Origin of the sequence: Klebsiella sp. Q11 (assembly GCF_964241505.1) — a bacterium.
Taxonomy (GTDB): domain Bacteria; phylum Pseudomonadota; class Gammaproteobacteria; order Enterobacterales; family Enterobacteriaceae; genus Klebsiella; species Klebsiella michiganensis.
On sequence record NZ_CAXSXW010000006.1, the window covers coordinates 272,575 to 296,675 of the forward strand.

Genomic DNA, 24,101 nt, shown 5'->3' on the forward strand with positions numbered 1-24,101 from the left:
AGAAGCCGCGCCAAAGCCGTTATCCGGCGCATTCCCCGGATAGCGGCGTAAACGCCTTATCCGGGCTACATAGCAGCCAGGCCGATCGGGCACAGCGCCGTCGCGAGGCAAGAAGCATTGTTCTATCAGCCCGGACACCACATCAGCTGTTCCTTCAACTGCAGAGTCTCCTGCGGCACACATTTCAGCGCTTCACGATAGCTGGCAGATTGTTTTGCATAGCCCCGCACTGACTGCAGCAGCACGCGCAGCGCGCTATCCCACACGATTCCCTGCAGGTCGCTGTAGGGCCAGAGATCCGGTTCCCGGATAAACGGCACCAGGTAATCAATCCCTTGCTTCACGCCTCGCCCATCGCGGATGGCGTTCCAGCGATCGAACTCAACGTGTTCGGCGTAGCGGTTGAGCAGCAGATGCGCCTCCAGGTTAAACAGCGAGTAGTGGAACGGAATGGTACGTTCCAGCTCCATCGTCTGCCTGCCGTCCTGGTCAATCTGCGCCGCCATCCGCTGGGTGATCCCCTGCTCGATGATCCGCGCCGCCAGCCCTTTATCGCCATAAAATAGCGCGTTAACCGTCCGCTGAGCGTCATACCAGGTGCCGTGGTTGTTGTGCCAGACGTACTCAGAGTGGCCGATGTCGCTGTAGTACATCCAGTGGTTAAAGTCGCGGAACCACTGGTGCAGGCCGATGATATCGTCGGTATCAAGCACGCTCGCCGCGTTAATCAAACCGATGGTGTCCACCACCATCCACATTAAGCGGGTATCGATAAGCCCGGTACCGCGACCGGAAACAATCCCCGGGATCGCCTGGCCATAGTTCAGATGCGGGTTCATCCGCGTTTCCGCATCAAGGAACCAGCAGCGGATCTGCGCAGCCGCCGCCTGCGCGTACTGGCGCTGACCGGTGAAGTACCACGCCAGCCCGAGGGTCAGGCACCGTTCGCACATGCGGATAATGCGCGAGGTATCCGTGTCGTTGTTCTCACACTGCGGATTAATATGCCCGTCGCGGCGAATATAGGGCAGCCCGTTGGGCCGCCGCGGGTTTGGCCACCAGTAGGTCCCCAGGCTGTAGTAATCGTGCGCGTCGCCGCTCGCCGGGCGCAGCTTTTTATGTACCACGCTTTCCGGCGCTTCCCGACGCAGGATATCCGCCTCCGATACCAGCTTGCTTAGCGCCAGCTGCAGCGGCGAGAAGGGCTGCTTCAGGCCCGCCCGGGCGTTTTCCAGGCAGGTTTCGTCAAGGGTGTACAGCTTCATCGCCACCTTAATTTCCCTCCCGGCAGGCTATGCGCTGGCCGCTTTGCGCATCGAACAGGTGCACGCCGGCGAGCTTAGGCTGCAGCCAGATCTTATCGCCCTCTTTTACGGCCAGACGCTGTTTGAACACCGATGTAAACGCCCCGCCGCCGGTATCGCAGAAGAGCTGCATATCCGAGCCGGTGTTCTCCACCGCCGTCACCTTCGCCGCCAGCGCATCGTCCCGCGCTTCATGAACCACGTTGACCTGTTCGGGGCGAATGGCGTACACCACCTGCTGGCCATCGGTGACCCGTAAACCGGCGGGCAAAGCCAGCAGGGAGCCATCTTTCAGACGCAGGCTGGTGGCGCTACCGTTCAAGACCACGACGCCCGGCAGCTGGTTAATCTCCGGCGAGCCGATAAACCCGGCGACAAACAGATTCGCCGGCCGGTCGTACAGTTCCAGCGGGGTCCCCGCCTGCTCTATTCGCCCGTCGCGCAGCACCACAATCATCTGCCCCATGGTCATGGCTTCAATCTGATCGTGGGTGACGTACACCGAGGTGGTTTTCAGCCGACGATGCAGTTCGCGGATCTCACCGCGTACCTGGGTTCGCAGCTTGGCGTCAAGGTTGGAGAGCGGTTCATCGAACAAGAACACCTGCGGCTTACGCACGATCGCCCGCCCCATCGCCACGCGCTGGCGCTGGCCGCCGGAGAGATCTTTGGGCAGGCGCTCCAGCAGCGGCTCCAGCCCCAGTAGCGCCGCCGCTTCATTCACCTTCTGGCTGATTTCCGCTTTCGGCAGCTTAGCCATCTTCAGGGCAAAGCCCATATTTTCACGCACCGTCATCTGGGGGTAGAGCGCATAGCTCTGGAACACCATCGCAATGTCGCGCAGCTTCGGCTCCACCTCGGTGACGTTACGCTCGTTGATATGCACTTCGCCGCCGGAGATCTCCTCCAGCCCGGCAATCATGCGCAGCAGCGTGGATTTGCCGCAGCCGCTGGGCCCGACGAGAACGCAGAACTCGCCGTCCGGAATCGTCAGCGACACATCTTTAATGACGTGGGCATCCCCGTATGATTTGCGCACGCTATTTAATACAACCGATCCCATCGTTAACCCCTTATCCTTTGACCGCGCCGGACATAATCCCGCGATTGAAATGTTTTTGCAGACCCAGATAGACGATGATGCTGGGCAGCATCGCCAGCAGCGTAATGGCGATAAAAATGTTCGGCGTGATGCTCTCATCGGTACGCAGCGTGCCGAGGATCACCGGAATGGTATTCAGGCTGTCCTGGTTGACCACAATCAGCGGCAGCAGGTACTGGTCCCAAATCATAATAAAGCCGAAGGTCACCACCGTGCCGAGCGCCGGTTTTACCAGCGGCAGAATGACGTGGAAGAAAATCTGCCATTCGTTGGCGCCGTCAATCCGCGCCGCCTCCTCCAGCTCTTTCGGTATCGCTGACATAAATTCGGTCAGGACAAAGATGGAGAACGCCCAGCCGACGACCGGTAAAATCATTCCGAGATAGCTGTTGTAGAGCGAGGCGTCGATCAGCGGCAGCCGCCAGTTGATAATCATGTACAGCGGAATGGCGATGACCTCTTCCGGCAGCATCATGGTGGACAAAATCACCAGGCTCACCAGCGCTACGCCGCGAAACTTCTTCCGCGCCAGGGCGTACGCCGCCAGCGCGCTGACCGACACCTGCAGAACAGTGCCGAAGAACACCACCAGAATGGAGTTCAGCAGATACTGCCAGACGCCGATATCCATCCACGCGAAGATGAAGTTTTCCAACGAGAACTGATGCGGCCAGGCCAGCAGCTCGCCCGGCTTCACCGGCGCGCCGCTGAATGCCGTGGCGACGATGCCCCAGAACGGCCCGACAAAGACAATCAGCAGCAGCGCGTAGATGCACCAGCGCCCTGCTGTATCCCAACGTTTGCTTAACATCGCGGCTCCTTAGTAACGGGCGATACGTTTTTTCAGCGTCAGATGACAGAGAGTTAAGATAACCGTGAAGGTGAACAGCAGGAACGACACCGCCGAAGCGTAGCCATAGTCAAACTGCTCAAAGCCCAGCTTGTAGATGTGGGTCATGACCATTTCCGTGGCGTTAGAAGGCCCCCCTCCGGTGGTGGCGTACACCTCGGCAAACACGCGGAAACCGCGAATGAAGGAGAGCATCAGTACCACCGAGAGCGCCGGGATCATGCCGGGCAGCGTGACGTAGCGCAGGCGGTTCCACCAGCTGGCGCCGTCGACGTTCGCCGCATCGTATAAATCGCGGCTGATTCCCGCCAGGCCGGCAATAAAGATCACCATGTTGTAGGGCACCGCTTTCCAGATATGCAGCAGCATGATGACGCCCAGCGCCTGATCGGAGCTGGCAAGAAAGCCCTGATCGGCGACGCCAAACCAGCTGAGGATGTGATTAACCACGCCGTTGGGCGTCGGGTTAAACAAAATTCGCCACATTTCGGCGACGATCGCCGCGCTGGTAACCGCCGGTAAAAAGATGGCGGTTCGAATAAAGCGCAGATGGCGCGCCGGGCCTTCCAGCAGCATGGCGAGGAAAAACGCCAGGATAGCCGCGGCGAACATCGTTACCACCACGTAAAGCAGGGTATTCACCACCGCCGCGTGCAGCTCTGCGTCGGCAAAAGCGCGGGTGAAGTTATCGAGCCCCACCCACTCGTTGGGCTGATTAAAGTTAACTTTGTAAAAGCTCATCACCAGACCCTGAATCATCGGGATAAACTTAAACCAGCTAAAAATAATCAGCGCAGGCGCTAAAAACAGCCACGGGATCAGCGCCCGCTTACGCTTTGCGCTCAGCCATCCGGTCGAGTCAGGCGAAGCGGCCTGCTTTATCGGCGAGGACTTCGTCTCATGCAGCGTCATAACCTATGTCCTCAGTTAGCCAGCACATTTTGTTTTTTTAGCTCAGCGTTCACCTTGCCGTCGAGCGTCTTCAGCTCGCCGGGAATATCGCTGCCGCAGTCGGCAAAAATCCGGTTAAAACCGTCGGCAACCACCTGGCGCACCGGCGTCCAGTTGGGAATTTGCGGCACGTAGCGTCCCTGTTCATTGTAAAGTCTGGCGAAAGTTTCCCAGCGCGCGTCCTGATACACGGCTTTGACGTCGACGTTCTTATTCACCGGCAGACGCACTACCGGAATATGCTGGCTGCCTTTACCCATGCCGATCTCCTGGCCTTCCGCAGAGATCATAAATTCGATAAATTTTCGCGCCGCCTCTTTCTGTATGCTGCTCTTCATCATAAAGACCGTGGTGCCCTCGGCGAGGGTGGCTTCGCCTTTCGGCCCCGCCACCGGGATCACTTCGAAGTTATCTTTACCGGGGTCTTTATCGAACAGCGCGATATGGTACGGCCCGCTGAAGAACATGCCGCTTTGCCCGGAGCGGAAGGAGGGAATAACGTCGGCGGTGGTGGCGTTAATCGCGCCCGGCTGGGTGACTTTGTCGCACATCATGGTGCGCATAAAGGTCATCGCCTGAGCCACTTCCGGCGTATTGAGCGAAGCGCTGAATTTTCCGTTCTCTTCTTTAACGAAATCACCACCCGCCTGCCAGATAAAGCTGCTCATAAACCAGCTGGCGTAGCCGCGCGTCGTGGAAGCGGGAACGATAAAGCCGTAGGTATCATTTTTGCCGTTACCATCGGGATCCTGAGTGGTGAAGGCTTTCGCCAGCGTCTGGATATCATCCCAGCTCTTAGGCTGCGGCAGCCCCAGTTTTTCACGCCAGTCTTTACGCACGAAGAGCGCGAAAGTTTGCGCCGAGGTCGGCACGCCGTAGTACTTACCGTCGATATAGCGGGTACTCTTCCATGCCGTCTGGAATAGCTGGTCGCCGCCCGCGATCGCCTGCGGATCAATTTCTTCGGCAATACCCAGCTGGATGAACTGCCCTAGCGACGCCGCATCGTTAAAAATCAAATCGGGTAAGGCGTTGCCCGCCGTGGCGCGCGCCAGCCGCTGTTCAAAGTCGGTGGTGGCGTTGAAATACGCGATTTTGATACCGGTTTTTTCTTCAAATTTTTCCGCCTCCTGTTTGTAGATATTCTTCGAGTCATTGCTGGCGCGGATCCAGACGTTGAGAGTGGTGGCGGCGTAACTTTGACTAACGCCTAGCCCGAGTGCGGTGAGAAGTAACAGTGAACGTAATTTACAGGCAGACATGATGGCATATCCTTTATTGTAGGGCACAAAGGTAATTAAATTCTCAATTAATACACGAAAAAGAATTTGAATATCGCTCAGGCGTTAATACAGCTGGCGCAAGAATTATTTCCATTCATTAGATAGAAATGTATTTCCCAATACAACCGTATAAAAAAGAAATTGCGTTTCAAAAACAAGAAAGTTGAGACAGATCACACAGAGAAGTGACAAAAAAAGTGACAAAAAATAAATAATCATATAAATCAATTGATTATAATTTTACTAATTTTGTTAAAAGATTCAAAAAATAGAGAAAAACGGCAAAAAACGTGATGTACACTGCATTAAAAGCGTCATTATTTATCCAAAACGTTAAACTTGAAGGACATCACAAAAAAAATCACTTTGTCTTTTACACTGCTCGCCATCGAATATTTAAATATATTGTTTTTAATTACACCGCCTGTTTCACGCGTTCTTTAAATACGCGTCAGGTATAATTCTGTTGTTATCTTTTCTCATATTTGCAGAAGGGTTATCACGATGAACTCAATACCTCGCCGAGGTTTGTTAGGCATTGCGCTGTTTTGTTCCGGCCTGAGCGCCGCCTCGTATGCCGCCGAGCCGTACACGCTAGACGGAAAGGATTTAGCCTTTAGCCGGCAGCAGATCGCCGCGAAAGATCCGCTATTTGTTCAGGCGCAAGCGGCGCTGCTAAAAAAAGCCGATCTGGCGCTCAATCATCCGCTGTTCTCGGTGATGGACAAAACGCTGGTCGCCGCCAGCGGCAATAAGCACGACTACTACAGCTTTCCGCCTTACTGGTGGCCGAATCCCGATACCAAAGACGGGCTTCCTTATATTCGCAAAGATGGGCAAACCAACCCTGACGCCAATAGCGACGCCACCGATAAGAACCGGCTGGTGAAGATGAGTAACGACGTGTCAACGCTGGCGCTGGCGTGGTACTTCTCTCACGACGATCGCTACGCGCAAAAGGCGGCGGCGCAGTTAAAGACCTGGTTCCTCGATCCCAAAACGCGCATGACCCCCAACCTGCAGCATGCCCAGGCCATTCCCGGCATCAATACCGGACGCGGTATCGGCATTATTGATAGCCGCGCGCTGGTTGACGTCGTTGACGCCATCGCCCTGCTGCAATCCTCCGATGCGCTGAGCGAAAACGACGTTAGCGCATTGAAGCAGTGGTTTGGTGACTATTATCACTGGATGACCACCAGCCAGAACGGCTTTGAAGAAGAGAACTGGCATAACAATCACGGCAGCTATTTCGATATGCAGGCCGCCGCCTTCGCCCTGTTCAGCGGGAAAATCGACGAGGCGAAAAAGCGCCTGTACATCACCCAGCTGCGGCGTATTGCGGGACAATTTGATATTGAAGGCCGCCAGGTGGCCGAACTGGAGCGCACGCGCCCGTGGCACTACAGCAATTTTAACCTTGAAGCCTACAACCGCCTGGGAAGGCTCGGCGAGAAGGCGGGCGTCGATATCTGGAACTTCACCCTCGACGACCATAGCCTGCGCAAAGGCTATCAGTACATCGCCGGGTTTATTAACAGCGATACGCCGTGGCCCTGGAAGGACCTGGATAAAATGGATGACAAGAAAGCGCTGCGCAATATCGCCACCGCCGCGCACGCCTGGCCGGAAGATCCGCTGTTCCGTGACAAAGCGCAGTGGCTGCGGGCGAAATACCCCGACGATATCACTACGCTCATCGCCCCGCTTTCCGCATCGTCAGAGGTCAGGGATAACCGCTAATGAAACAATTCTCCGGGCTCTGGCCCGACATTGTCGGACGTGCAGCCGCGAATAGCGGACTGCTTGAACGGCTGGTGAAGGATGCTCAGCCGGTATTAGATGCAGCGGTTCGCATTCCGCAGTCAGGGATCGCCAGTTGGAATCTCTACTACTTTTGTCCGCGCCACGGCGTGCGCCTGGCGTGGCGGGCGGATACGCCCCACCAGCATGCCTGCCCGGTCGATGGGGAAATATTTAGCGGTGAACCGTGGGATGGCGCATGGTGGCGCGAGATGAATGGCCGTAACGCCAGCGCCTGTCAGCAGCTTGGCCTGTTATGGCGGCTGACCGGCGAAACGGCGTATCGCGATAAAGTTCGCACGCTGCTGATGGGCTACGCGGATGTCTATCCCGGCTATGAAATCCACGGCGATATTCCCAACAACGGACCGGGCAAGATGAACGCCCAGACGCTGTGCGAAGCCAACTGCATTCTGGAAATGGCGCTGGGTTATGACTTCATTCGCGACAGCCTGGCGCCCGGCGAGCAGCGGCACATCAGTGAAAACCTGCTGCGCTGCGCTGCAGCGTTTTTGCGCGACCATCGTAGCCCGCAGATCCATAACCATGAGGTTAAAATCAGCGCGGCGCTTGGCGTACTGGGTTTCATCCTCGAAGATGAGACGCTGCTGGAGTTTGCCGTGAACCAGCCGTACGGCCTGCGCTGGCAGCTGGAAAATGGCCTGCTGGCGGAGGGGCTATGGTTTGAAGGCTCCATTCACTATCACTACTACGCGCTGCAGGGGTTTCTGGCCTTTGAGAAGCTGGCGCGCGGCACCCGCTGGAGCCTGCTGGACGGCCCGTGGTATCAGGCGATGCTGACGTTCCCGCTGTCGCTGCTGCTGCCGGACGGCACCTTCCCGCGGCTTAATGACTGCCTCGCCGGGCAGGAGAAGCTCAATCATCAGGATCTTTACGAGTTCGCCTGGTTTATCTGGCGTGACCCGCAGTACGCCGCGGTGCTGCAGTTTACCGAAACGACGCCCGACGAGCGTGAAACCTTACTGTGGCGCGAACACCCCCTGCCGGAAACGCCCCTGCCGCTGATCCCGCAGCAGTCGCTGTTTGCGCCCGGCGCCGGCCTGACGTTATGGCGGCGACCGCAGCAGGCGCTGCTGATTAAGCACAGCCCCTGGGGCGGCGAGCACGACCATTACGACAGGCTGGGGCTGATGCTCTGGCATCGCGACGGCTGGCTGCTCACGGATATGGGCACCACCGGCTATGGTGCGAAAATGCACTATGACTATTATAAAAACAGCGCCACCCACAATACGCTTTCGGTCAATCAGACCAACCAGCCTCCGGCCAATCCGCAGGTGCTAGGCTGGCATATGGATAGCGACTCTCTGTGGCTGGATAGCGAGGTTGACTGGGGAAAGCCGCCGCCGGAGCTCAACAGCCATAGCCGCGTCGAGTGGGACGCGGCGGCCTGGCGAGGCGTGCGCTTTCGCCGTCGCCTGCTGTGGCTTGAAGAGGTACTGATCGATCTCTCTACCGTGGAAAATCCGCATCGCCAGCAGCTTGACTGGACACTGCACCTGGCGGCGCGGGCGCTGGACCAGAGCGGTACGCCGCAGCCTTTTTCGCTCAGCGGACCGCTGCGGCATATGGCCAATGCCACCATGACCCCGCTGAACGGCTGCCAGCCGCGCCACTTTGCGCGCGACAAAGACACCGTTGCGCTCTGGCTTTCCGGCGATGGTGAACTCTGGCAAGGGCTGGCGCCCGATAACCCGGCGATTCGCGATCTCAGCTATCTGGTGATGCGCAATCACCTGCCGCAGGCGCGTTTCGTCTGCCTGTGGGATTTCGCTAACCGCGCGCCGCTGACGGAGGTGAATGTGCATCATACGCCAGCCGGTACGCACATTACCTTCTGGCGCGGCGATCGCGTAACGCACGTGACGCTGTACGACGATCCCGGGAAACGACCTGATGCGATCCTTCCGCTCCCGGAAAGCGGCATCTGATCGCAACGGGGGATTTACTCGTCTTCATCCTCAAAGCGCGCCACAATCCGATCCCCGGTATGCGAGGCGCGCAGTTCATCCGCCACTAAAGCAATCGCCTGGCCGCTGCTCATGCCCTGCGACATCAGCTCCTGAATTCGTTCCACTGCTTTTTGCTGCTGCTCGTGGCTCAGCGAAGGTAAACCTGCAAACATGACTGACTCCTGCTACATTGTGGGGCGTAATTATTTCACGCCGTCCGCGCGTATACCAGCGGACGGTAACGATCAGGATTGAAGAAGACGATGTTGTCCCCCGCAATGATTTCCCTGCCCTGGCGTCCGGATGCCGCTGAATACTATTTTAGCCCGTTGAGTTCCCAGCCCTGGGCGATGCTGCTGCATTCCGGTTTTGCCGAACATGCGCATAACCGTTTTGACATCATTGTCGCCCAGCCGCGCGCCACGCTGGTGACTCACGGTCAACTAACCACCCTACGCGAAGGGGAAACCGTCTCAACCTCCGCCGCCGATCCGCTTACGCTGGTGCATCAGCAGCTGGCGCACTGTAACCTGCAGCCGCAGCCTCATCCGCATCTGCCGTTTCTCGGCGGCGCGCTGGGACTGTTCGGCTACGATTTGGGTCGTCGTTTTGAACATCTGCCGGCGCGGGCCGACGCGGATATCGAACTGCCGGATATGGCGGTAGGTATTTATGACTGGGCGTTAATCGTCGATCATCATCGCCGGGAGGTGTCGTTATTCAGCTATGACGATCCGCAGGCGCGCCTGGCGTGGCTGGAAGCACAGACAGCGCCTGTCGCTGCAACCTTTACCCTGACCTCAGCGTGGCGCGCTAATATGAGCCGCGAGGAGTATGGCGAGAAGTTCCGCCAGATTCAGGCTTATCTGCACAGCGGCGACTGCTATCAGGTCAACCTGGCGCAGCGGTTTACGGCGAGCTATCGCGGGGATGAGTGGCAGGCCTTTCGTCAGCTTAACCGCGCCAATCGCGCGCCGTTCAGCGCCTTTATTCGCCTGGATGAAGGGGCCGTATTAAGCCTGTCGCCCGAGCGTTTTATTCAGCTCCGGCAAGGCGAAATTCAGACCCGCCCCATCAAGGGGACATTACCCAGGCTGGCCGACCCTGAGCAGGACGCGCTGCAGGCGCAAAAGCTGGCGAACTCGCCAAAAGACCGCGCCGAAAATCTGATGATCGTCGATTTAATGCGTAACGATATTGGCCGGGTTGCGGTACCCGGTAGCGTTCGCGTTCCTGAGCTGTTTGTGGTGGAGCCCTTCCCCGCCGTGCATCATCTGGTGAGCACCGTCACCGCCAGGCTGCCCGCTCATCTGCACGCCGCCGACCTGCTGCGCGCGGCCTTTCCCGGCGGCTCAATCACCGGCGCGCCGAAGGTCAGAGCGATGGAGATCATCGATGAACTGGAACCGCAGCGGCGCAACGCGTGGTGCGGCAGCATCGGCTATCTCAGCTTCTGCGGCAACATGGATACCAGTATCACTATCCGTACGCTGACGGCCTGGCAGGGACACCTCTACTGCTCCGCCGGCGGCGGAATTGTGGCCGATAGCGAAGAGGCAGCGGAATATCAGGAAACTTTTGATAAAGTTAATCGTATCCTGCATCAACTGGAGAGCTAGAACATGGCGGACAGCGCCCTCGAACTTGACGATTTCCTCTCACGTTTTCAGCTTCTGCGTCCGCAGCCCACGCGCCACGCGCTCAACCAGCGCCAGGCCGCTGTGCTGGTACCGATAGTTCGCCGCCCGCAGCCGGGGCTGCTGCTGACCCAGCGTTCGCCGCTGATGCGCAAGCATGCGGGTCAGGTGGCCTTCCCAGGCGGCGCGGTAGATAACAGCGATGCAACGCTAATCGCCGCCGCGCTGCGTGAAGCGCAGGAAGAAGTGGCGATCCCGCCGGAGTCGGTTGAGGTGATTGGCGTTCTGCCGCCGGTCGATAGCGTAACCGGCTTTCAGGTTACTCCGGTGGTAGGGATTATCCCACCCAATTTGCACTATCACGCCAGCCAGGATGAAGTAGCCGCGGTCTTCGAAATGCCGCTGGCCGAAGCGCTGCGCCTGGGGCGCTACCATCCGCTGGATATCCATCGCCGCGGCAATTCGCATCGCGTCTGGCTCTCCTGGTACCAGCATTATTTTGTCTGGGGAATGACCGCCGGCATTATTCGCGAGCTGGCGCTACAGATAGGCGCCCGTCCTTAGCTATACTCAAACTGAGACGGCGTTCTCAGCATTAGTAAATCCGGGGTTATGCATTAGTTTAATTCATGTGAATAGATAAGCTGATGACCCGGTTCCCTCTTACACTATGCGCAGTGATTACATCGTTGTCGCACCCGCGACAACCCTGTCAGGAGTGTTAGCGTGATTAGTATATTCGACATGTTCAAGGTGGGGATCGGCCCCTCATCTTCCCATACTGTAGGGCCGATGAAGGCCGGTAAACAGTTCGTCGATGACCTGGTCGAAAAGGGATTGCTTAATGAAGTGACGCGCGTGGCGGTTGACGTCTACGGCTCACTGTCATTAACCGGCAAAGGCCACCATACGGATATCGCCATTATTATGGGACTGGCGGGCAATCAGCCCGATACGGTCGATATTGACGCGATACCGGCATTTATCCGCGACGTTGAAACGCGCGGTCGCCTGCTGCTGGCCCAGGGGCAGCATGAAGTCGATTTCCCGCAGAATGACGGCATGCGTTTTCGCAGCGACAACCTGCCGCTGCATGAAAACGGCATGACCATTCATGCCTGGGCTGGCGAGAAAGAAATCTACAGCAAAACCTATTACTCCATCGGCGGCGGTTTTATCGTCGATGAAGAGCATTTCGGCAAAGAGAGCGCCAGCGAACTCGCCGTACCCTATCCGTTTAAATCCGCTCAGGAAATGCTGGGCTACTGCAAAGAGACCGGCATGTCGCTCTCCGGCATGGTGATGCAGAATGAGCTGGCGCTGCACAGCAAAAAAGAGATTGAAGACTATTTTGCCAATATCTGGCAGACCATGCGCGCCTGTATCGATCGCGGAATGAATACCGAAGGCGTTCTGCCCGGCCCGCTGCGCGTGCCTCGTCGCGCCTCGGCGCTGCGGCGGATGCTGGTTGCCAGCGATAAACTCTCCCACGATCCGATGAACGTGGTGGACTGGGTCAACATGTTCGCGCTGGCGGTCAACGAAGAAAACGCCGCCGGTGGCCGCGTGGTGACGGCACCGACGAACGGCGCCTGCGGCATCGTACCGGCGGTGCTGGCTTACTACGACCACTTTATCGAGTCCGTCAGCCCGGATATCTATATTCGTTACTTCCTGGCGTCAGGGGCTATCGGCACGCTGTATAAAATGAACGCGTCCATTTCCGGCGCGGAGGTGGGCTGTCAGGGCGAAGTGGGCGTGGCCTGCTCGATGGCCGCTGCGGGCCTGGCGGAAATCCTTGGCGCCAGCCCCGAGCAGGTCTGCGTGGCGGCGGAAATCGGCATGGAGCACAACCTTGGCCTCACCTGCGACCCGGTGGCCGGCCAGGTACAGGTGCCGTGCATCGAACGTAACGCCATTGCCTCCGTCAAAGCGATCAACGCCAGCCGGATGGCCATGCGCCGCACCAGCGAGCCGCGCGTCTCGCTCGATAAAGTCATTGAGACCATGTACGAGACCGGTAAAGACATGAACGCCAAATACCGGGAAACGTCGCGCGGCGGCCTGGCAATTAAAGTTCAGTGCGACTAATCCGTGTCCTACAGAATGCGCCCCCGGGCGCATTCTTCTTTTTCCACGCTATATTATTATCTGCGCCCACTACACTTGCTCTATAACGGCTGTTACTCTCATTAACACTTTTAGCCGACAGGGCGTCGCGCATGCAGACTGCACAAAAAGTTATCACAACCTACCGCAGGAAACGTATCCTGGTTTGCTTGCTGGTCGCGCTACTGACCCTGACGACAACATTAGTGATACGATTTATTTCGCAGCGTAGCTTAAATCAGCAGCGCGTCCAGCTCAGCACCAATAAAATGGTGGCCGCGATGGATAATATTCTGCGGCCCCTGGCGGCCCAGCACGCCACGCTGCTGCAACTTGTGAACCATCCCTGTCAGGACGTCCACCTCACGTTACGTAAGCTGGCGGCATCGCTGCAAACGGTACGTTCCATCGCGCTGGTCCAGTCTGACCTGCTCTATTGCTCGAGTATTTTTGGCCAACGAAATATTCCGGTTCACCAGTTACAGCCGGCGCTCCCCGCCAATCACGCCCTGCTCACCTTCAGCTACGACGCATCGCTGCTTAAAGGGACGCCGGTGCTTATCCAGTGGTATCCCGCTTCGCTTAGCGGCGCCGACGGCGTGCTGCTGGTGATCAATATCGAGCTGCTGGGCGAGTTAATTTTTAACGCAAAATCGCCATTAATTACCGGAATTGGCCTCAGCATTGGCGATAAAAGCTTTATTAGCGGTTCCGGGTTGATTAAACAGGAATCCTTGCCGGGCGAGCAAATCATCTACCGCCAGTCGTCGACGCAGTTTCCCTTCACCATTAACGTCAGCGGGCCGGGCGCCTCAGCGGTCGCCCTCAATGAGCTACCGGCCGAACTGCCGCTGGCGCTGATAATCAGCCTGTTAATGACCGGCATCGCCTGGCTGGCGACCGCGGGAAGAATGAGCTTTTCCCGGGAAATTAATCTCGGTATTGCCGCCCACGAGTTCACGCTTTGGTGCCAGCCCCTGCAGGACTTGCGCACCCGTCAGTGCTGCGGCGTGGAGATACTGCTGCGGTGGAATAATCCACGCAGAGGCGCTATTTCGCCGGAGGTATTTATCCCCATAGCCGAAGGTTATAATCTGATCGTTCCCCTCACCCGCTACGTCATCTCCCAGACGGCCCACAAATTAGCCCTTTTTCCGCAGGACAAACATTTTCACATCAGCATCAACGTCGCCGCCCGCCATTTCGCCAACGGCGAACTGCTGCGCGATCTGCATCACTACTGGTTCAGCGCCCATCCGGTACAGCAGCTGGTGGTGGAGCTCACCGAACGCGACGTGCTTCAGGATGGCGACCACCATATGGCCGAGCATCTGCATTTCAAAGGGGTGCAGCTGGCTATCGATGATTTCGGCACCGGCAACAGCTCCCTTTCCTGGCTGGAAAAGCTGCGTCCTGATGTATTGAAGATCGATAAATCCTTCACCAGCGCAATTGGGATTGATAGCGTCAACGCAACGGTGACCGACATGATCATTGCTCTCGCCCATCGGCTGAAGATTGTGACGGTCGCGGAAGGGGTAGAGACCCGGGATCAGGAAGAGTATCTGCGCGGCAACGGCGTCGATTTATTGCAGGGATTTTACTACGCCCGGCCGATGCCGGTAGAGGACTTTCCACAGTGGCTGGCGGCGGAAAAGCGTCGGGAGCTTAACGCTTAAAAATGCCCGGCGGCCCGAGGGCCGACGGGCATCAGCCGTTACTCTTCTTCGTCGTTATACTGTCGCAGCTTGACGACGCGTACCAGATCGACGCGATAGTCGTTGGCTTCAACAATCGTGAACTGCAGAGGTAACAGTTCAAGCACGTCGCCCGGACGCGGAATATGGCCGTTGACGGCAATCACCAGGCCGGCAACCGTGGCAATATCTTCGTCCTCATCGACCAGATCGTCTACCCCCAACGCCTGCTGCAACGCATGCACGTCGGTTGAACCTTTCACCAGCCAGCCGTCGCCGTCGATGACAATTTCCGGCGTTTCGTCAGCGTCCGGGAACTCGCCGGCAATCGCCTCCAGTACGTCCAGCGGCGTAACCAGCCCCTGTACGACGCCAAACTCGTTAGTCACGATGACAAAGCTACCGCGGGCGCGGCGCAGCACGCCCAGCAGATTGATCGGGTCCAGCGTTTCCGGGACCACAATCGCCGGCGAGGCGGAAGCCAGAGCGGCAACATTGTCACCCGCTTCCAGCGCCACCAGCATCTCTTTCGCCCGCACGATACCGATGATTTCATCCAGCTCGCCGCGGCAGACCGGGAACAGGCTGTGCGGTGAAGAGAGCAGCTGACGGCGAATTTCCTCTTCGCTTTGCTCGGCGTTTACCCAGCTAATTTCCCCGCGCGGGGTCATAATGCTGCGCAACGAACGCTGGGCCAGGGTCAGCACGCCGTTAATCATATAGCGCTCTTCTTCCGCAAACGCGCCTTCGGGGATCGGCACGACCGACGCGCTATCGCTATCATGCGCCGCGGCGCTTTGCTTACGCCCGCCCATCAGACGGAGGATCGCATCGGCAGTGCGCGCGCGCAGAGGCAGGGTCGATTGATGACGAATAAAGTTACGGCGCGCAATCTGGTTAAAGAACTCGATGGTTATCGAGAAGCCAATCGCGGCGTACAGGTAACCTTTCGGTATATGGAAACCAAAACCTTCAGCCACCAGGCTCAGGCCGATCATCAGCAGGAAGCTCAGACAGAGCACTACCACCGTCGGATGCTGGTTGACAAAATTAGTCAACGGCTTCGAAGCCAGCAGCATCACCGCCATCGCGATCACCACCGCCGCCATCATCACCGGCAGGTGGTTAACCATCCCGACCGCGGTAATCACGGCGTCCAGCGAGAACACGGCGTCCAGCACCACGATTTGTAGTACCACCACCCAGAAGCTGGCATAGCCTTTACCATGACCGGAGTCATGCTGGCGGTTCTCCAGCCGTTCATGCAGTTCGGTGGTCGCCTTAAACAGCAGGAATATCCCCCCGAGCAGCATGATCAGGTCGCGTCCGGAAAACGAGAAATCGGCAACGCTGAAAAGCGGTTTCGTCAGGGTCACCATCCACGAAATAACCGACAGCAGACCCAGGCGCATAAACAGCGCCAGCGAGAGGCCGATCAGGCGCGCCTTGTCCCGCTGCTTTGGCGGCAGCTTGTCGGCAAGGATGGCGATAAACACCAGGTTGTCGATACCCAGTACGATTTCAAGGACGACAAGCGTCAGCAAACCGGCCCAAATAGAGGGATCCATTAAGAATTCCATGAGCAGCTCCAGTTAACGACAGGCGTAGTCATCGCTGTGTCATGCACAGACGAGACACTTGTTGCTGGTGAAAAGACGTAGCAGGTGGCGGCGGCAAACGCGTGCCGGAAGGTGAAAAGACGTCGGTGACGGTCCATATAGCGGGCTATGCCCTATACTCCTGAGTAATTAAACGGAACGTAAACATAGCAAAATATAGAGCATAATTGGAAAAAATTTACCTGTCTTTGCAATAGCTAAGACTATTTTTTGCGCTGCAAAATAATTACCAACAGATGCATAATTAGCGGAGCTTCATCACATTAATTATTTTTTCACTGTCTAAAATAATTCGCTGTAGTAATTACTTTATATCTTACACCCTTACTGAATCGATTTTGTTCGCAAGAGTGATTCAGGATGTATCAGAACAGATGATGCATTCACGATTATAAAGGAGGTAGCAAGTGACGATTGCTATTGTAATAGGCACACATGGTTGGGCTGCAGAACAGCTGTTAAAAACGGCAGAAATGCTGCTGGGCGAACAGGAAAACGTTGGCTGGATTGATTTCGTCCCTGGCGAAAACGCGGAAACGTTAATCGAAAAGTACAACGCTCAGCTGGCAAAGCTGGATACAGCAAAAGGCGTGTTATTTCTCGTCGATACATGGGGAGGCAGCCCGTTTAACGCGGCCAGCCGCATTGTCGTCGATAAAGAACATTATGAAGTCATCGCGGGCGTTAATATTCCGATGCTGGTCGAAACGCTGATGGCGCGTGACGACAACCCGTCGTTCGATGAGCTGGTTGCCCTGGCGGTAGAAACCGGTCGCGAGGGCGTTAAGGCGCTGAAAGCGAAGCCGGTGGAAAAGGCCGCCCCTGCTCCGGTTCAGGCGGCTGCCCCGAAAGCGGCTGCGCCATTGAAGCCAATGGGTCCAAACGACTACATGGTTATCGGGCTTGCGCGTATCGATGACCGTTTAATCCACGGCCAGGTCGCCACTCGCTGGACTAAAGAAACCAACGTTTCCCGCATTATCGTCGTCAGCGACGAAGTTGCGGCGGATACCGTACGTAAAACGCTGCTGACTCAGGTTGCTCCTCCGGGCGTTACCGCCCACGTTGTAGACGTCGCGAAAATGATCCGCGTCTATAACAACCCCAAATACGCAGGCGAGCGCATTATGCTGCTGTTCACTAACCCAACGGACGTTGAACGCGTGGTTGAAGGCGGTGTGAAAATCACCAGCGTCAACATCGGCGGCATGGCTTTCCGCCAGGGTAAAACGCAGGTGAACAACGCCATTTCGGTCGATGAGAAAGATATCGAAGCGTTCAAAAAGCTGAATGCCCGCGGTATCGAACTGGAGGCCCGCAAAGTTTCCACCGACCAGAAACTGAAAATGATGGATCTGATCGCCAAGGTGAAATAAGTCACCCCGCGGATCGCAACGCAATTTTCAACTTAAGACTTAATCAACAGGAGAAGTACAATGGAGATTACCTTTCTTCAGATTGTGCTGGTGTTCATCGTCGCGTGTATTGCGGGTATGGAGTCGGTACTTGATGAATTTCAGTTCCACCGTCCTCTGGTGGCCTGTACGCTGATTGGCGCCGTTCTCGGGGATATGAAAACCGGTATTATTATCGGTGGTACCCTGGAAATGATCGCCCTGGGCTGGATGAACATCGGTGCGGCCGTTGCGCCGGATGCCGCCCTTGCTTCCATCATCTCTACCGTTCTGGTTATCGCCGGCCATCAAAGCATCGGTGCCGGTATCGCGCTGGCAATCCCGCTGGCCGCGGCAGGCCAGGTTCTGACCATTATCGTTCGTACCATCACCGTTGCCTTCCAGCACGCGGCGGATAAGGCCGCGGAGAATGGAAACCTGACGGCCATATCCTGGCTGCACGTTTCATCGCTGTTCCTGCAGGCCATGCGTATCGCTATCCCTGCCGTTATCGTGGCGATTTCCGTCGGCACCAGCGAAGTACAGGGTATGCTGAACGCCATTCCAGAAGTGGTTACCGGCGGTCTGAACATCGCGGGCGGCATGATCGTGGTCGTCGGTTACGCGATGGTCATCAACATGATGCGCGCAGGCTACCTGATGCCGTTCTTCTACCTGGGCTTTGTGACCGCCGCGTTCACCGATTTCAACCTGGTTGCTCTGGGTGTAATTGGTACCGTGATGGCGGTGCTCTACATCCAGCTGAGCCCGAAATACAACCGCGTAGCGGGTGCGCCTGTGCAGGCTGCTGGTAATAACGATCTCGACAACGAACTGGACTAACAGGTGAGCGAAATGGTTGATATGACTAAAAATACCACCGAGAAAAAACTGACTCAGAGTGATATTCGTGGCGTGTTCATTCGTTCTAACCTGTTCCAGGGTTCATGGAACTTCGAACGTATGCAGGCGCTGGGCTTCTGCTTCTCCATGGTGCCGGCTATTCGTCGCCTGTATCCGGAGAACAACGATGCGCGTAAACAGGCGATTAAACGTCACCTTGAGTTCTTTAACACCCATCCCTACGTTGCGGCGCCGGTTCTCGGCGTAACGCTGGCGATGGAAGAGCAGCGTGCTAACGGCGCAGAGATCGACGATGGTGCTATCAACGGTATCAAAGTTGGTCTGATGGGCCCGCTGGCCGGCGTGGGCGACCCTATCTTCTGGGGTACCGTTCGTCCGGTGTTCGCCGCGCTGGGCGCAGGTATCGCCATGAGCGGCAGTCTGCTCGGGCCTCTGCTGTTCTTTATCCTGTTTAACGCGGTGCGTCTGCTGACCCGTTATTACGGCGTAGCGTACGGTTACCGTAAAGGTATCGATATCGTTAAAGATATGGGCGGCGGCTTCCTGCAGAAACTGACCGAGGGGGCGTCAATTCTCGGCCTGTTTGTCATGGGGGCATTGGTTAACAAGTGGACGCACGTGAACATCCCGTTGGTGGTTTCCACCATCACCGGTCAGGATGGCCAGACGCGCGTAACCACCGTGCAGACTATCCTTGACCAGCTGATGCCGGGCCTGGTGCCGCTGCTGCTGACCTTCGCCTGTATGTGGCTGCTGCGCAAGAAAGTTAACGCCCTGTGGATCATCGTTGGCTTCTTCGTCATCGGTATCGCGGGCTACGCTGTCGGCCTGCTGGGCCAGTAATCTACACGCTGTGCGCCGGGGGCTTGCCCCCGGCTTTTTTATTTGGAGGATGGATGACAATCACGGACCTGGTGTTAATCCTGTTTATTCTCGTTCTGCTCGCGTTTGCGATTTACGATCAGTTCATCATGCCGCGCCGCAATGGCCCCGTTTTGCTGGCTATCCCCCTGCTCCGCCGCAATCGCGTCGATGGCATTATCTTCGTCGGCCTCATTGCTATCCTGATTTATAACAATATTGCCAGCCAGGGCGAACTTATCACCACCTGGCTATTATCTGCCCTGGCCTTGATGGGGTTATATCTTTTCTGGATCCGTTCACCCAAAATCATCTTCAAAAAAGAAGGCTTTTTTTTCGCCAATATCTGGATCGAATATAAGCGTATTAAAGAGATGAATTTATCGGAAGATGGCGTGCTGGTTATGCAATTAGAGCAGCGTCGCCTGCTAATTCGCGTACAAAATATCGACGACCTGGAAAAAATATACAAACTTCTCATTTCAACTCAATGAGTTACAAATATAGCCTGCGCTATATTTTGTCATTCCCCGGCGAATGGAATATAGCCGCGGCTATATTCCATTCGTTTAATTCGCCGATATTTATTAACGAATTATTCACTTCTAAATTTAAATGAAAATCGTTATCATTTGGTTAGCAAAATAACCTGACTCCGTTATTGTTTTATATTCTAAAATTATGTTAAGGTTGCGCCCGTCGTTGGGGAGTAGCCAATTTTCTGCCTGCCAGAAAATGTACGTGTCAACATACTCGTTGCAAAACGTGGCACGTACGGGTTGAAGAAGAACGTCTTCAATCAGGCGAGACCATAGACGCATCGCTGCTGTACGCGGCGCCTCATCTTCAGGATGGGCTGCGTATTTTTACTGGGGGCGGCGATGTGTCATATGGATTATCCCCGGTCAGGACGCTCTCATGAATGTATCCGCTACAATTCTTCTTGCCTTCGGCATGTCCATGGACGCCTTCGCGGCCTCTATTGGCAAAGGCGCCACTCTCCATAAACCTAAATTTTCTGAAGCCCTGCGCACGGGTCTTATCTTTGGCGCTATCGAAACGCTCACGCCGCTGGTCGGTTGGGGAATGGGGATGCTTGCCAGCCAGTTCGTTCTCGAGTGGAACCACTGGATTGCCTTTGTGCTGCTGGTGTTTCTCGGCGGTCGAATGGTTATCGAAGGGTTTCGCGGCGGCAACGACGACGACTGCGAAACTCCGCGACGCCACGGTTTCTGGCTGCTGGTGACCACCGCATTCGCTACCAGCCTTGACGCCATGGCCGTCGGCGTTGGCCTGGCGTTTCTGCAGGTCAACATTATCGCCACCGCGCTGGCTATCGGCTGCGCCACGCTGATAATGTCGACGCTCGGTATGATGGTGGGACGTTTTATCGGCCCGCTGCTCGGCAAACGGGCAGAAATCCTAGGCGGTATCGTGCTGATTGGCATCGGCGCCCAGATCCTCTGGAGCCATTTCGCCGGCTGATCCTCAGGCGTCGCGCTGCCAGCAGTGAATGGCAAAATCGGTCTGGCAGTCAAATCCCACCTGTTGACGCAGCGCTTCCCGAACCGGCGGCTTAGCCCGCCACGCAAACGGCGTCATTTGCAGTAAAGCTTCCGCCTCGCTGCCGTTAAGCTGCATCGGATAGGCCAGCTGCTGCTGGTGACGTAGCGTAAACCCTGCCATCTCTTCCGCGTTCTGCTCGTGCAAACGCACTTCGTCGTATATCAACCCTTTCAGCTCCATCAGGTGACGAGGCCCCGGCGTCGCGGTGATGACCCAGCCGCCGGGGCGGACAACGCGCGCCAGCTCAACGGCATTGCAGGGGGCGTAAATACGTACTATCGCATCCAGGCTTGCATCCTCAAACGGTAAACGCTGGCTGGAGGCGACGCAAAAGTTGACCTGCGGGTACCGTTTTGCCGCCGCGCGGATAGCGGATTTCGACACGTCCAGACCCCAGCTGCGGCTGGCGATGGCGGCAAAAGCGTGGGTGTAGTAGCCTTCCCCGCAGCCGATGTCCAGTAAATCGGTCGGAGCGAAAGTGTGCAGATAAGCGCAGATCGCGTCGCGAAGCGGCTGATAATGACCCGCATCGAGAAACGCCCGCCGGGCCTGCATCATTTCAGCGCTGTCGCCCGGATCGCGGGAGCGCTTAAACTGCACCGGCAGTAAATTGACGTACCCTTCCTTCGCCAGATCGAACTGATGCCGCTGCGGGCAGATAAAGCTATTATCGCGGCGCTCAAGCGGCGCGTGGCAAAGTGGGCAACTGTAAGACATGGCAACTCCGGTGTGCTGAAAGGGCGAAAGTGTAGCGCTATTCGCCCCTCCAGGCCACCGTTACAACGCAGGCGGCAGCACGCCGTCATGATGCATGACGATCAGGTTTTCAGAACCCTGCGGCATCCCATCTGGCATCACGTTTTCCAGGCGCAGGACATCGCCCATGATCTGGCTGAATACCGGCGCCGACACTGCCCCACCGTAATACGAACCGTTGCTGGGGTCGTTCATCACCACTACCAGCGCAAATTTTGGGTTACTGGCGGGCGCCACCCCTGCGGTGTAGGCCACGTATTTGTCGATATATTTCCCGTCAGGGCCAATTTTCTTGGCGGTACCGGTTTTTACCGCCACTCGATAGTCGCGCACCGCCGCTTTTGTGCCCCCGCCGCCCGGCAAGGCAACGCTCTCCATCATATGTTCGACTTCATGCACAATCTGCTCCGGCATCACTCGGGTGCCCATGACCGGCGGATCGATACGCGTGATCGATAGCGGACGCTCAATACCGTAGCTGCCAATAGTTGCGTAAACGTGCGCCAGCTGGAGCGGCGTAACCATCAGGCCGTAGCCGAAGGCGAATGTCGCCCGGTCCAGCTGTCCCCAGTAGCGACGCTGCGGCATCAGCCCGGCGCTTTCACCGGTTAATCCCAGACCGGTAGAGTCGCCGAAACCGAACGCTTTATAGGTATCGATAAGATGTTGAATCGGCATGGCCAGCGACAAATGTGAAACGCCGGTATCGCTGGATTTTTGCAGAATGCCGGTGAGGGACAGCTCAGGGTAGTAACCGACGTCGCGAATACGATGACCGTCGAGGGTAAACGGATGGGTATCCACCACGCTATCCGGCTGAACAATGCCCTGCTGGAGCGCGGTCATCAGCACCAGCGGCTTAACCGTCGACCCCGGCTCGAAAGTATCGCTAATCGCGCGATTGCGGAAATCATCCAGCTTCGCGTCATCGCGATTGTTAGGGTTGAAATCGGGGTAGCTGGCCATCGACAGGATTTCCCCGGTATCAATTTTAATTAATACCGCCGCCCCTGATTCCGCTTTGTTCCAGCGCACGGCGTTATCCAGCGCGTCCTCGGTCACCGTTTGCAGACGCTCATCGATACTGAGCTGCAAATTGTGGGCCGGGACCGCCGGGACTTCGGTGATATTTTCGATGACGTTGCCGTGCCGGTCTTTGCGCACCAGGCGACGCCCGGGCTGACCGGTTAGCTGGGCATTAAAGCTTTTCTCTACCCCCTCGATTCCTTGATTATCGATATTGGTAAAGCCCAGCAGATTAGCCGCAACGTGCCCCGCGGGATAAAAACGACGCGACTCATCGCGCAGATTAATCCCCGGCAGGTGCAGCTTGTCGATCCACTCCGCCTGCTCCGGGTTTATCTGGCGCGCCAGATAGAGAAAACGCGCATGAGGATGCGCCTGCACGCGATGGGCAAGCTCGCTAAGGTTGAGGTGTAAAGCTTGCGCCATCGCCTGCCAGCGCGGGCCATATCCGACGCCGCCTTTTGCGAGAGTTGTTTGCGGATCGATCCAGATGGCGCTCACCGGCACGCTAACCGCCAGCGGGCGGCCCTCGCGATCGCTAATCATGCCGCGCTGCACGTCGATAGGCTCTTCGCGCAAGGAGCGCATATCTTCTTGTTTAACCAAATTGTCGGGAGAGACAATTTGCAGCCAGCCTACCCGGGCCAGCAGCAGACCCATACAGCAAAGAATGGCCACGCATAACAACCCAAACCGCAGAGGGGTAAAGTTGGCGGCTGACTTAAGTTTGTTCTTTTGCACCTTAGCTCCATCATTATTTTGCAACCACCTGATTTAACAGATATATACAAAACAGGTTGCTAAACAGTGCTAATAAGGATGTTGTTTTGCAACAAAGCGCAACAGAGGGAGGAAAAATGACATGATTTGCAATAAAGACTAAAAAGCCCCGCGGCTGCGAGGCTTTCTTACAAGATTCAGTGGTCTAAATCAGATAGCAGTTACGTTAACTGCAGCTGGACCTTTCTGGCCGTCCTGAATTTCGAACTCAACGTTCTGGCCTTCAGCCAGAGTTTTGAAGCCGTTACCCTGGATAGCGGAGAAGTGTACGAACACATCTTTGCTGCCATCAGCCGGAGTAATGAAGCCAAAACCTTTAGACTCGTTGAACCACTTAACTTGACCTTTAATCTTTGCCATTTGCAAAATTCCTTAGACTGTTTTCTTCGCCCGTGGGGCACTTACATAGATAAAACTGACACATGACTGCATGAGGCACTAATATAAGGTTCGGCAGAGAAGCGGTATTCAACGACAACGTGTTTACTCAGGACTTCTTTACTGAAAATGCCACACATAAACAGAA

21 protein-coding genes, 1 pseudogene and 1 riboswitch are annotated in these 24,101 nt (G+C 56.3%); of the genes and pseudogenes, 11 read left to right on the top strand and 11 right to left on the bottom strand.

What is annotated here, in order from left to right; all coding sequences use genetic code 11:
- Positions 1-125: 125 nt before the first annotated feature.
- Genes ACESQ2_RS12110 through ACESQ2_RS12130 form a run of 5 tightly spaced genes read right to left on the bottom strand, consistent with a single transcriptional unit; the run spans position 126 to position 5,469 of the window.
- Complete coding sequence (locus ACESQ2_RS12110; protein ID WP_014229808.1) at positions 126-1,265, bottom strand: alginate lyase family protein; 1,140 nt, start codon at positions 1,263-1,265, stop codon at positions 126-128.
- Between the two features lie 7 nt (positions 1,266-1,272).
- On the bottom strand, positions 1,273-2,367 hold the full coding sequence (locus tag ACESQ2_RS12115; protein ID WP_014229809.1) for an ABC transporter ATP-binding protein: 1,095 nt from the start codon (positions 2,365-2,367) through the stop codon (positions 1,273-1,275).
- Positions 2,368-2,377: 10 nt separating this feature from the next.
- Positions 2,378-3,217: a carbohydrate ABC transporter permease gene (locus ACESQ2_RS12120; protein WP_009651976.1), complete on the bottom strand. Its 840-nt coding sequence runs from the start codon at positions 3,215-3,217 to the stop codon at positions 2,378-2,380.
- A 9-nt stretch (positions 3,218-3,226) separates the two neighbouring features.
- Positions 3,227-4,168 (bottom strand): carbohydrate ABC transporter permease, encoded by a 942-nt coding sequence (locus ACESQ2_RS12125; RefSeq protein WP_025106147.1) that lies wholly within the window; start codon positions 4,166-4,168, stop codon positions 3,227-3,229.
- A gap of 11 nt (positions 4,169-4,179) precedes the next feature.
- Positions 4,180-5,469 (bottom strand): sugar ABC transporter substrate-binding protein, encoded by a 1,290-nt coding sequence (locus ACESQ2_RS12130; RefSeq protein ID WP_025106146.1) that lies wholly within the window; start codon positions 5,467-5,469, stop codon positions 4,180-4,182.
- 525 nt (positions 5,470-5,994) lie between these two features.
- Here ACESQ2_RS12130 and ACESQ2_RS12135 point away from each other — a divergent pair.
- Together ACESQ2_RS12135 and ACESQ2_RS12140 are read left to right on the top strand one after the other, a co-directional pair.
- Complete coding sequence (locus tag ACESQ2_RS12135; RefSeq protein ID WP_373170548.1) at positions 5,995-7,233, top strand: alginate lyase family protein; 1,239 nt, start codon at positions 5,995-5,997, stop codon at positions 7,231-7,233.
- On the top strand, positions 7,233-9,245 hold the full coding sequence (locus ACESQ2_RS12140; protein WP_373170549.1) for a heparinase II/III family protein: 2,013 nt from the start codon (positions 7,233-7,235) through the stop codon (positions 9,243-9,245). The genes ACESQ2_RS12135 and ACESQ2_RS12140 overlap by 1 nt, the downstream gene beginning before the upstream one ends.
- A gap of 14 nt (positions 9,246-9,259) precedes the next feature.
- On the opposite strand, the gene ACESQ2_RS12145 is transcribed toward ACESQ2_RS12140, so the two are convergent.
- Entirely contained in the window at positions 9,260-9,439 is a 180-nt protein-coding gene (locus tag ACESQ2_RS12145; protein WP_004103292.1) for a YoaH family protein, read from the bottom strand.
- 90 nt (positions 9,440-9,529) lie between these two features.
- Here ACESQ2_RS12145 and pabB point away from each other — a divergent pair, with 90 nt between their 5' ends.
- From pabB to ACESQ2_RS12165, 4 genes are all read left to right on the top strand, one after another.
- Positions 9,530-10,885 (top strand): aminodeoxychorismate synthase component 1, encoded by a 1,356-nt coding sequence (gene pabB / locus ACESQ2_RS12150; RefSeq protein ID WP_046878458.1) that lies wholly within the window; start codon positions 9,530-9,532, stop codon positions 10,883-10,885.
- A 3-nt stretch (positions 10,886-10,888) separates the two neighbouring features.
- On the top strand, positions 10,889-11,467 hold the full coding sequence (locus ACESQ2_RS12155) for a CoA pyrophosphatase (protein ID WP_004852034.1): 579 nt from the start codon (positions 10,889-10,891) through the stop codon (positions 11,465-11,467).
- A gap of 162 nt (positions 11,468-11,629) precedes the next feature.
- A complete protein-coding gene (gene sdaA, locus ACESQ2_RS12160; RefSeq protein ID WP_014229814.1) occupies positions 11,630-12,994 on the top strand; it encodes an L-serine ammonia-lyase in 1,365 nt (454 codons plus the stop codon).
- Between the two features lie 131 nt (positions 12,995-13,125).
- Positions 13,126-14,691: an EAL domain-containing protein gene (locus ACESQ2_RS12165; RefSeq protein ID WP_046878459.1), complete on the top strand. Its 1,566-nt coding sequence runs from the start codon at positions 13,126-13,128 to the stop codon at positions 14,689-14,691.
- A 38-nt stretch (positions 14,692-14,729) separates the two neighbouring features.
- Here ACESQ2_RS12165 and yoaE read toward each other — a convergent pair whose 3' ends face one another.
- Entirely contained in the window at positions 14,730-16,289 is a 1,560-nt protein-coding gene (yoaE, locus tag ACESQ2_RS12170) for a CNNM family cation transport protein YoaE (protein ID WP_143440329.1), read from the bottom strand.
- 446 nt (positions 16,290-16,735) lie between these two features.
- On the opposite strand from yoaE, the gene manX reads away from it, so the two are divergent.
- The 5 genes from manX (at position 16,736) to mntP (ending at position 20,932) form a co-directional block, all read left to right on the top strand.
- On the top strand, positions 16,736-17,704 hold the full coding sequence (gene manX / locus ACESQ2_RS12175) for a PTS mannose transporter subunit IIAB (protein ID WP_004103303.1): 969 nt from the start codon (positions 16,736-16,738) through the stop codon (positions 17,702-17,704).
- 60 nt (positions 17,705-17,764) lie between these two features.
- Positions 17,765-18,565, top strand: a complete 801-nt coding sequence (gene manY, locus ACESQ2_RS12180) for a PTS mannose transporter subunit IIC (protein ID WP_004103305.1) — start codon at positions 17,765-17,767, stop codon at positions 18,563-18,565.
- A 12-nt stretch (positions 18,566-18,577) separates the two neighbouring features.
- Positions 18,578-19,429: a PTS mannose transporter subunit IID gene (locus ACESQ2_RS12185; RefSeq protein WP_004103307.1), complete on the top strand. Its 852-nt coding sequence runs from the start codon at positions 18,578-18,580 to the stop codon at positions 19,427-19,429.
- A gap of 53 nt (positions 19,430-19,482) precedes the next feature.
- The gene (locus tag ACESQ2_RS12190) at positions 19,483-19,941 is read left to right on the top strand and encodes a DUF986 family protein (protein ID WP_004852044.1); all 459 of its coding nucleotides are present in this window, start codon (positions 19,483-19,485) and stop codon (positions 19,939-19,941) included.
- 198 nt (positions 19,942-20,139) lie between these two features.
- Positions 20,140-20,294, top strand: a riboswitch (yybP-ykoY riboswitch).
- 71 nt (positions 20,295-20,365) lie between these two features.
- Positions 20,366-20,932, top strand: coding sequence for a manganese efflux pump MntP (gene mntP, locus ACESQ2_RS12195; RefSeq protein WP_014229818.1), 567 nt, complete (start codon positions 20,366-20,368; stop codon positions 20,930-20,932).
- A 3-nt stretch (positions 20,933-20,935) separates the two neighbouring features.
- On the opposite strand, the gene rlmA is transcribed toward mntP, so the two are convergent.
- From rlmA to ACESQ2_RS12215, 4 genes and pseudogenes are all read right to left on the bottom strand, one after another.
- Positions 20,936-21,730, bottom strand: coding sequence for a 23S rRNA (guanine(745)-N(1))-methyltransferase (rlmA, locus tag ACESQ2_RS12200; protein WP_014838813.1), 795 nt, complete (start codon positions 21,728-21,730; stop codon positions 20,936-20,938).
- A gap of 60 nt (positions 21,731-21,790) precedes the next feature.
- Positions 21,791-23,536, bottom strand: coding sequence for a peptidoglycan glycosyltransferase FtsI (gene ftsI, locus ACESQ2_RS12205; RefSeq protein ID WP_014229820.1), 1,746 nt, complete (start codon positions 23,534-23,536; stop codon positions 21,791-21,793).
- A 189-nt stretch (positions 23,537-23,725) separates the two neighbouring features.
- The gene (gene cspE / locus ACESQ2_RS12210; RefSeq protein ID WP_001062678.1) at positions 23,726-23,935 is read right to left on the bottom strand and encodes a transcription antiterminator/RNA stability regulator CspE; all 210 of its coding nucleotides are present in this window, start codon (positions 23,933-23,935) and stop codon (positions 23,726-23,728) included.
- Between the two features lie 12 nt (positions 23,936-23,947).
- A pseudogene (locus tag ACESQ2_RS12215) lies at positions 23,948-24,093 on the bottom strand (DUF2627 domain-containing protein).
- Between the last annotated feature and the right edge of the window lie 8 nt (positions 24,094-24,101).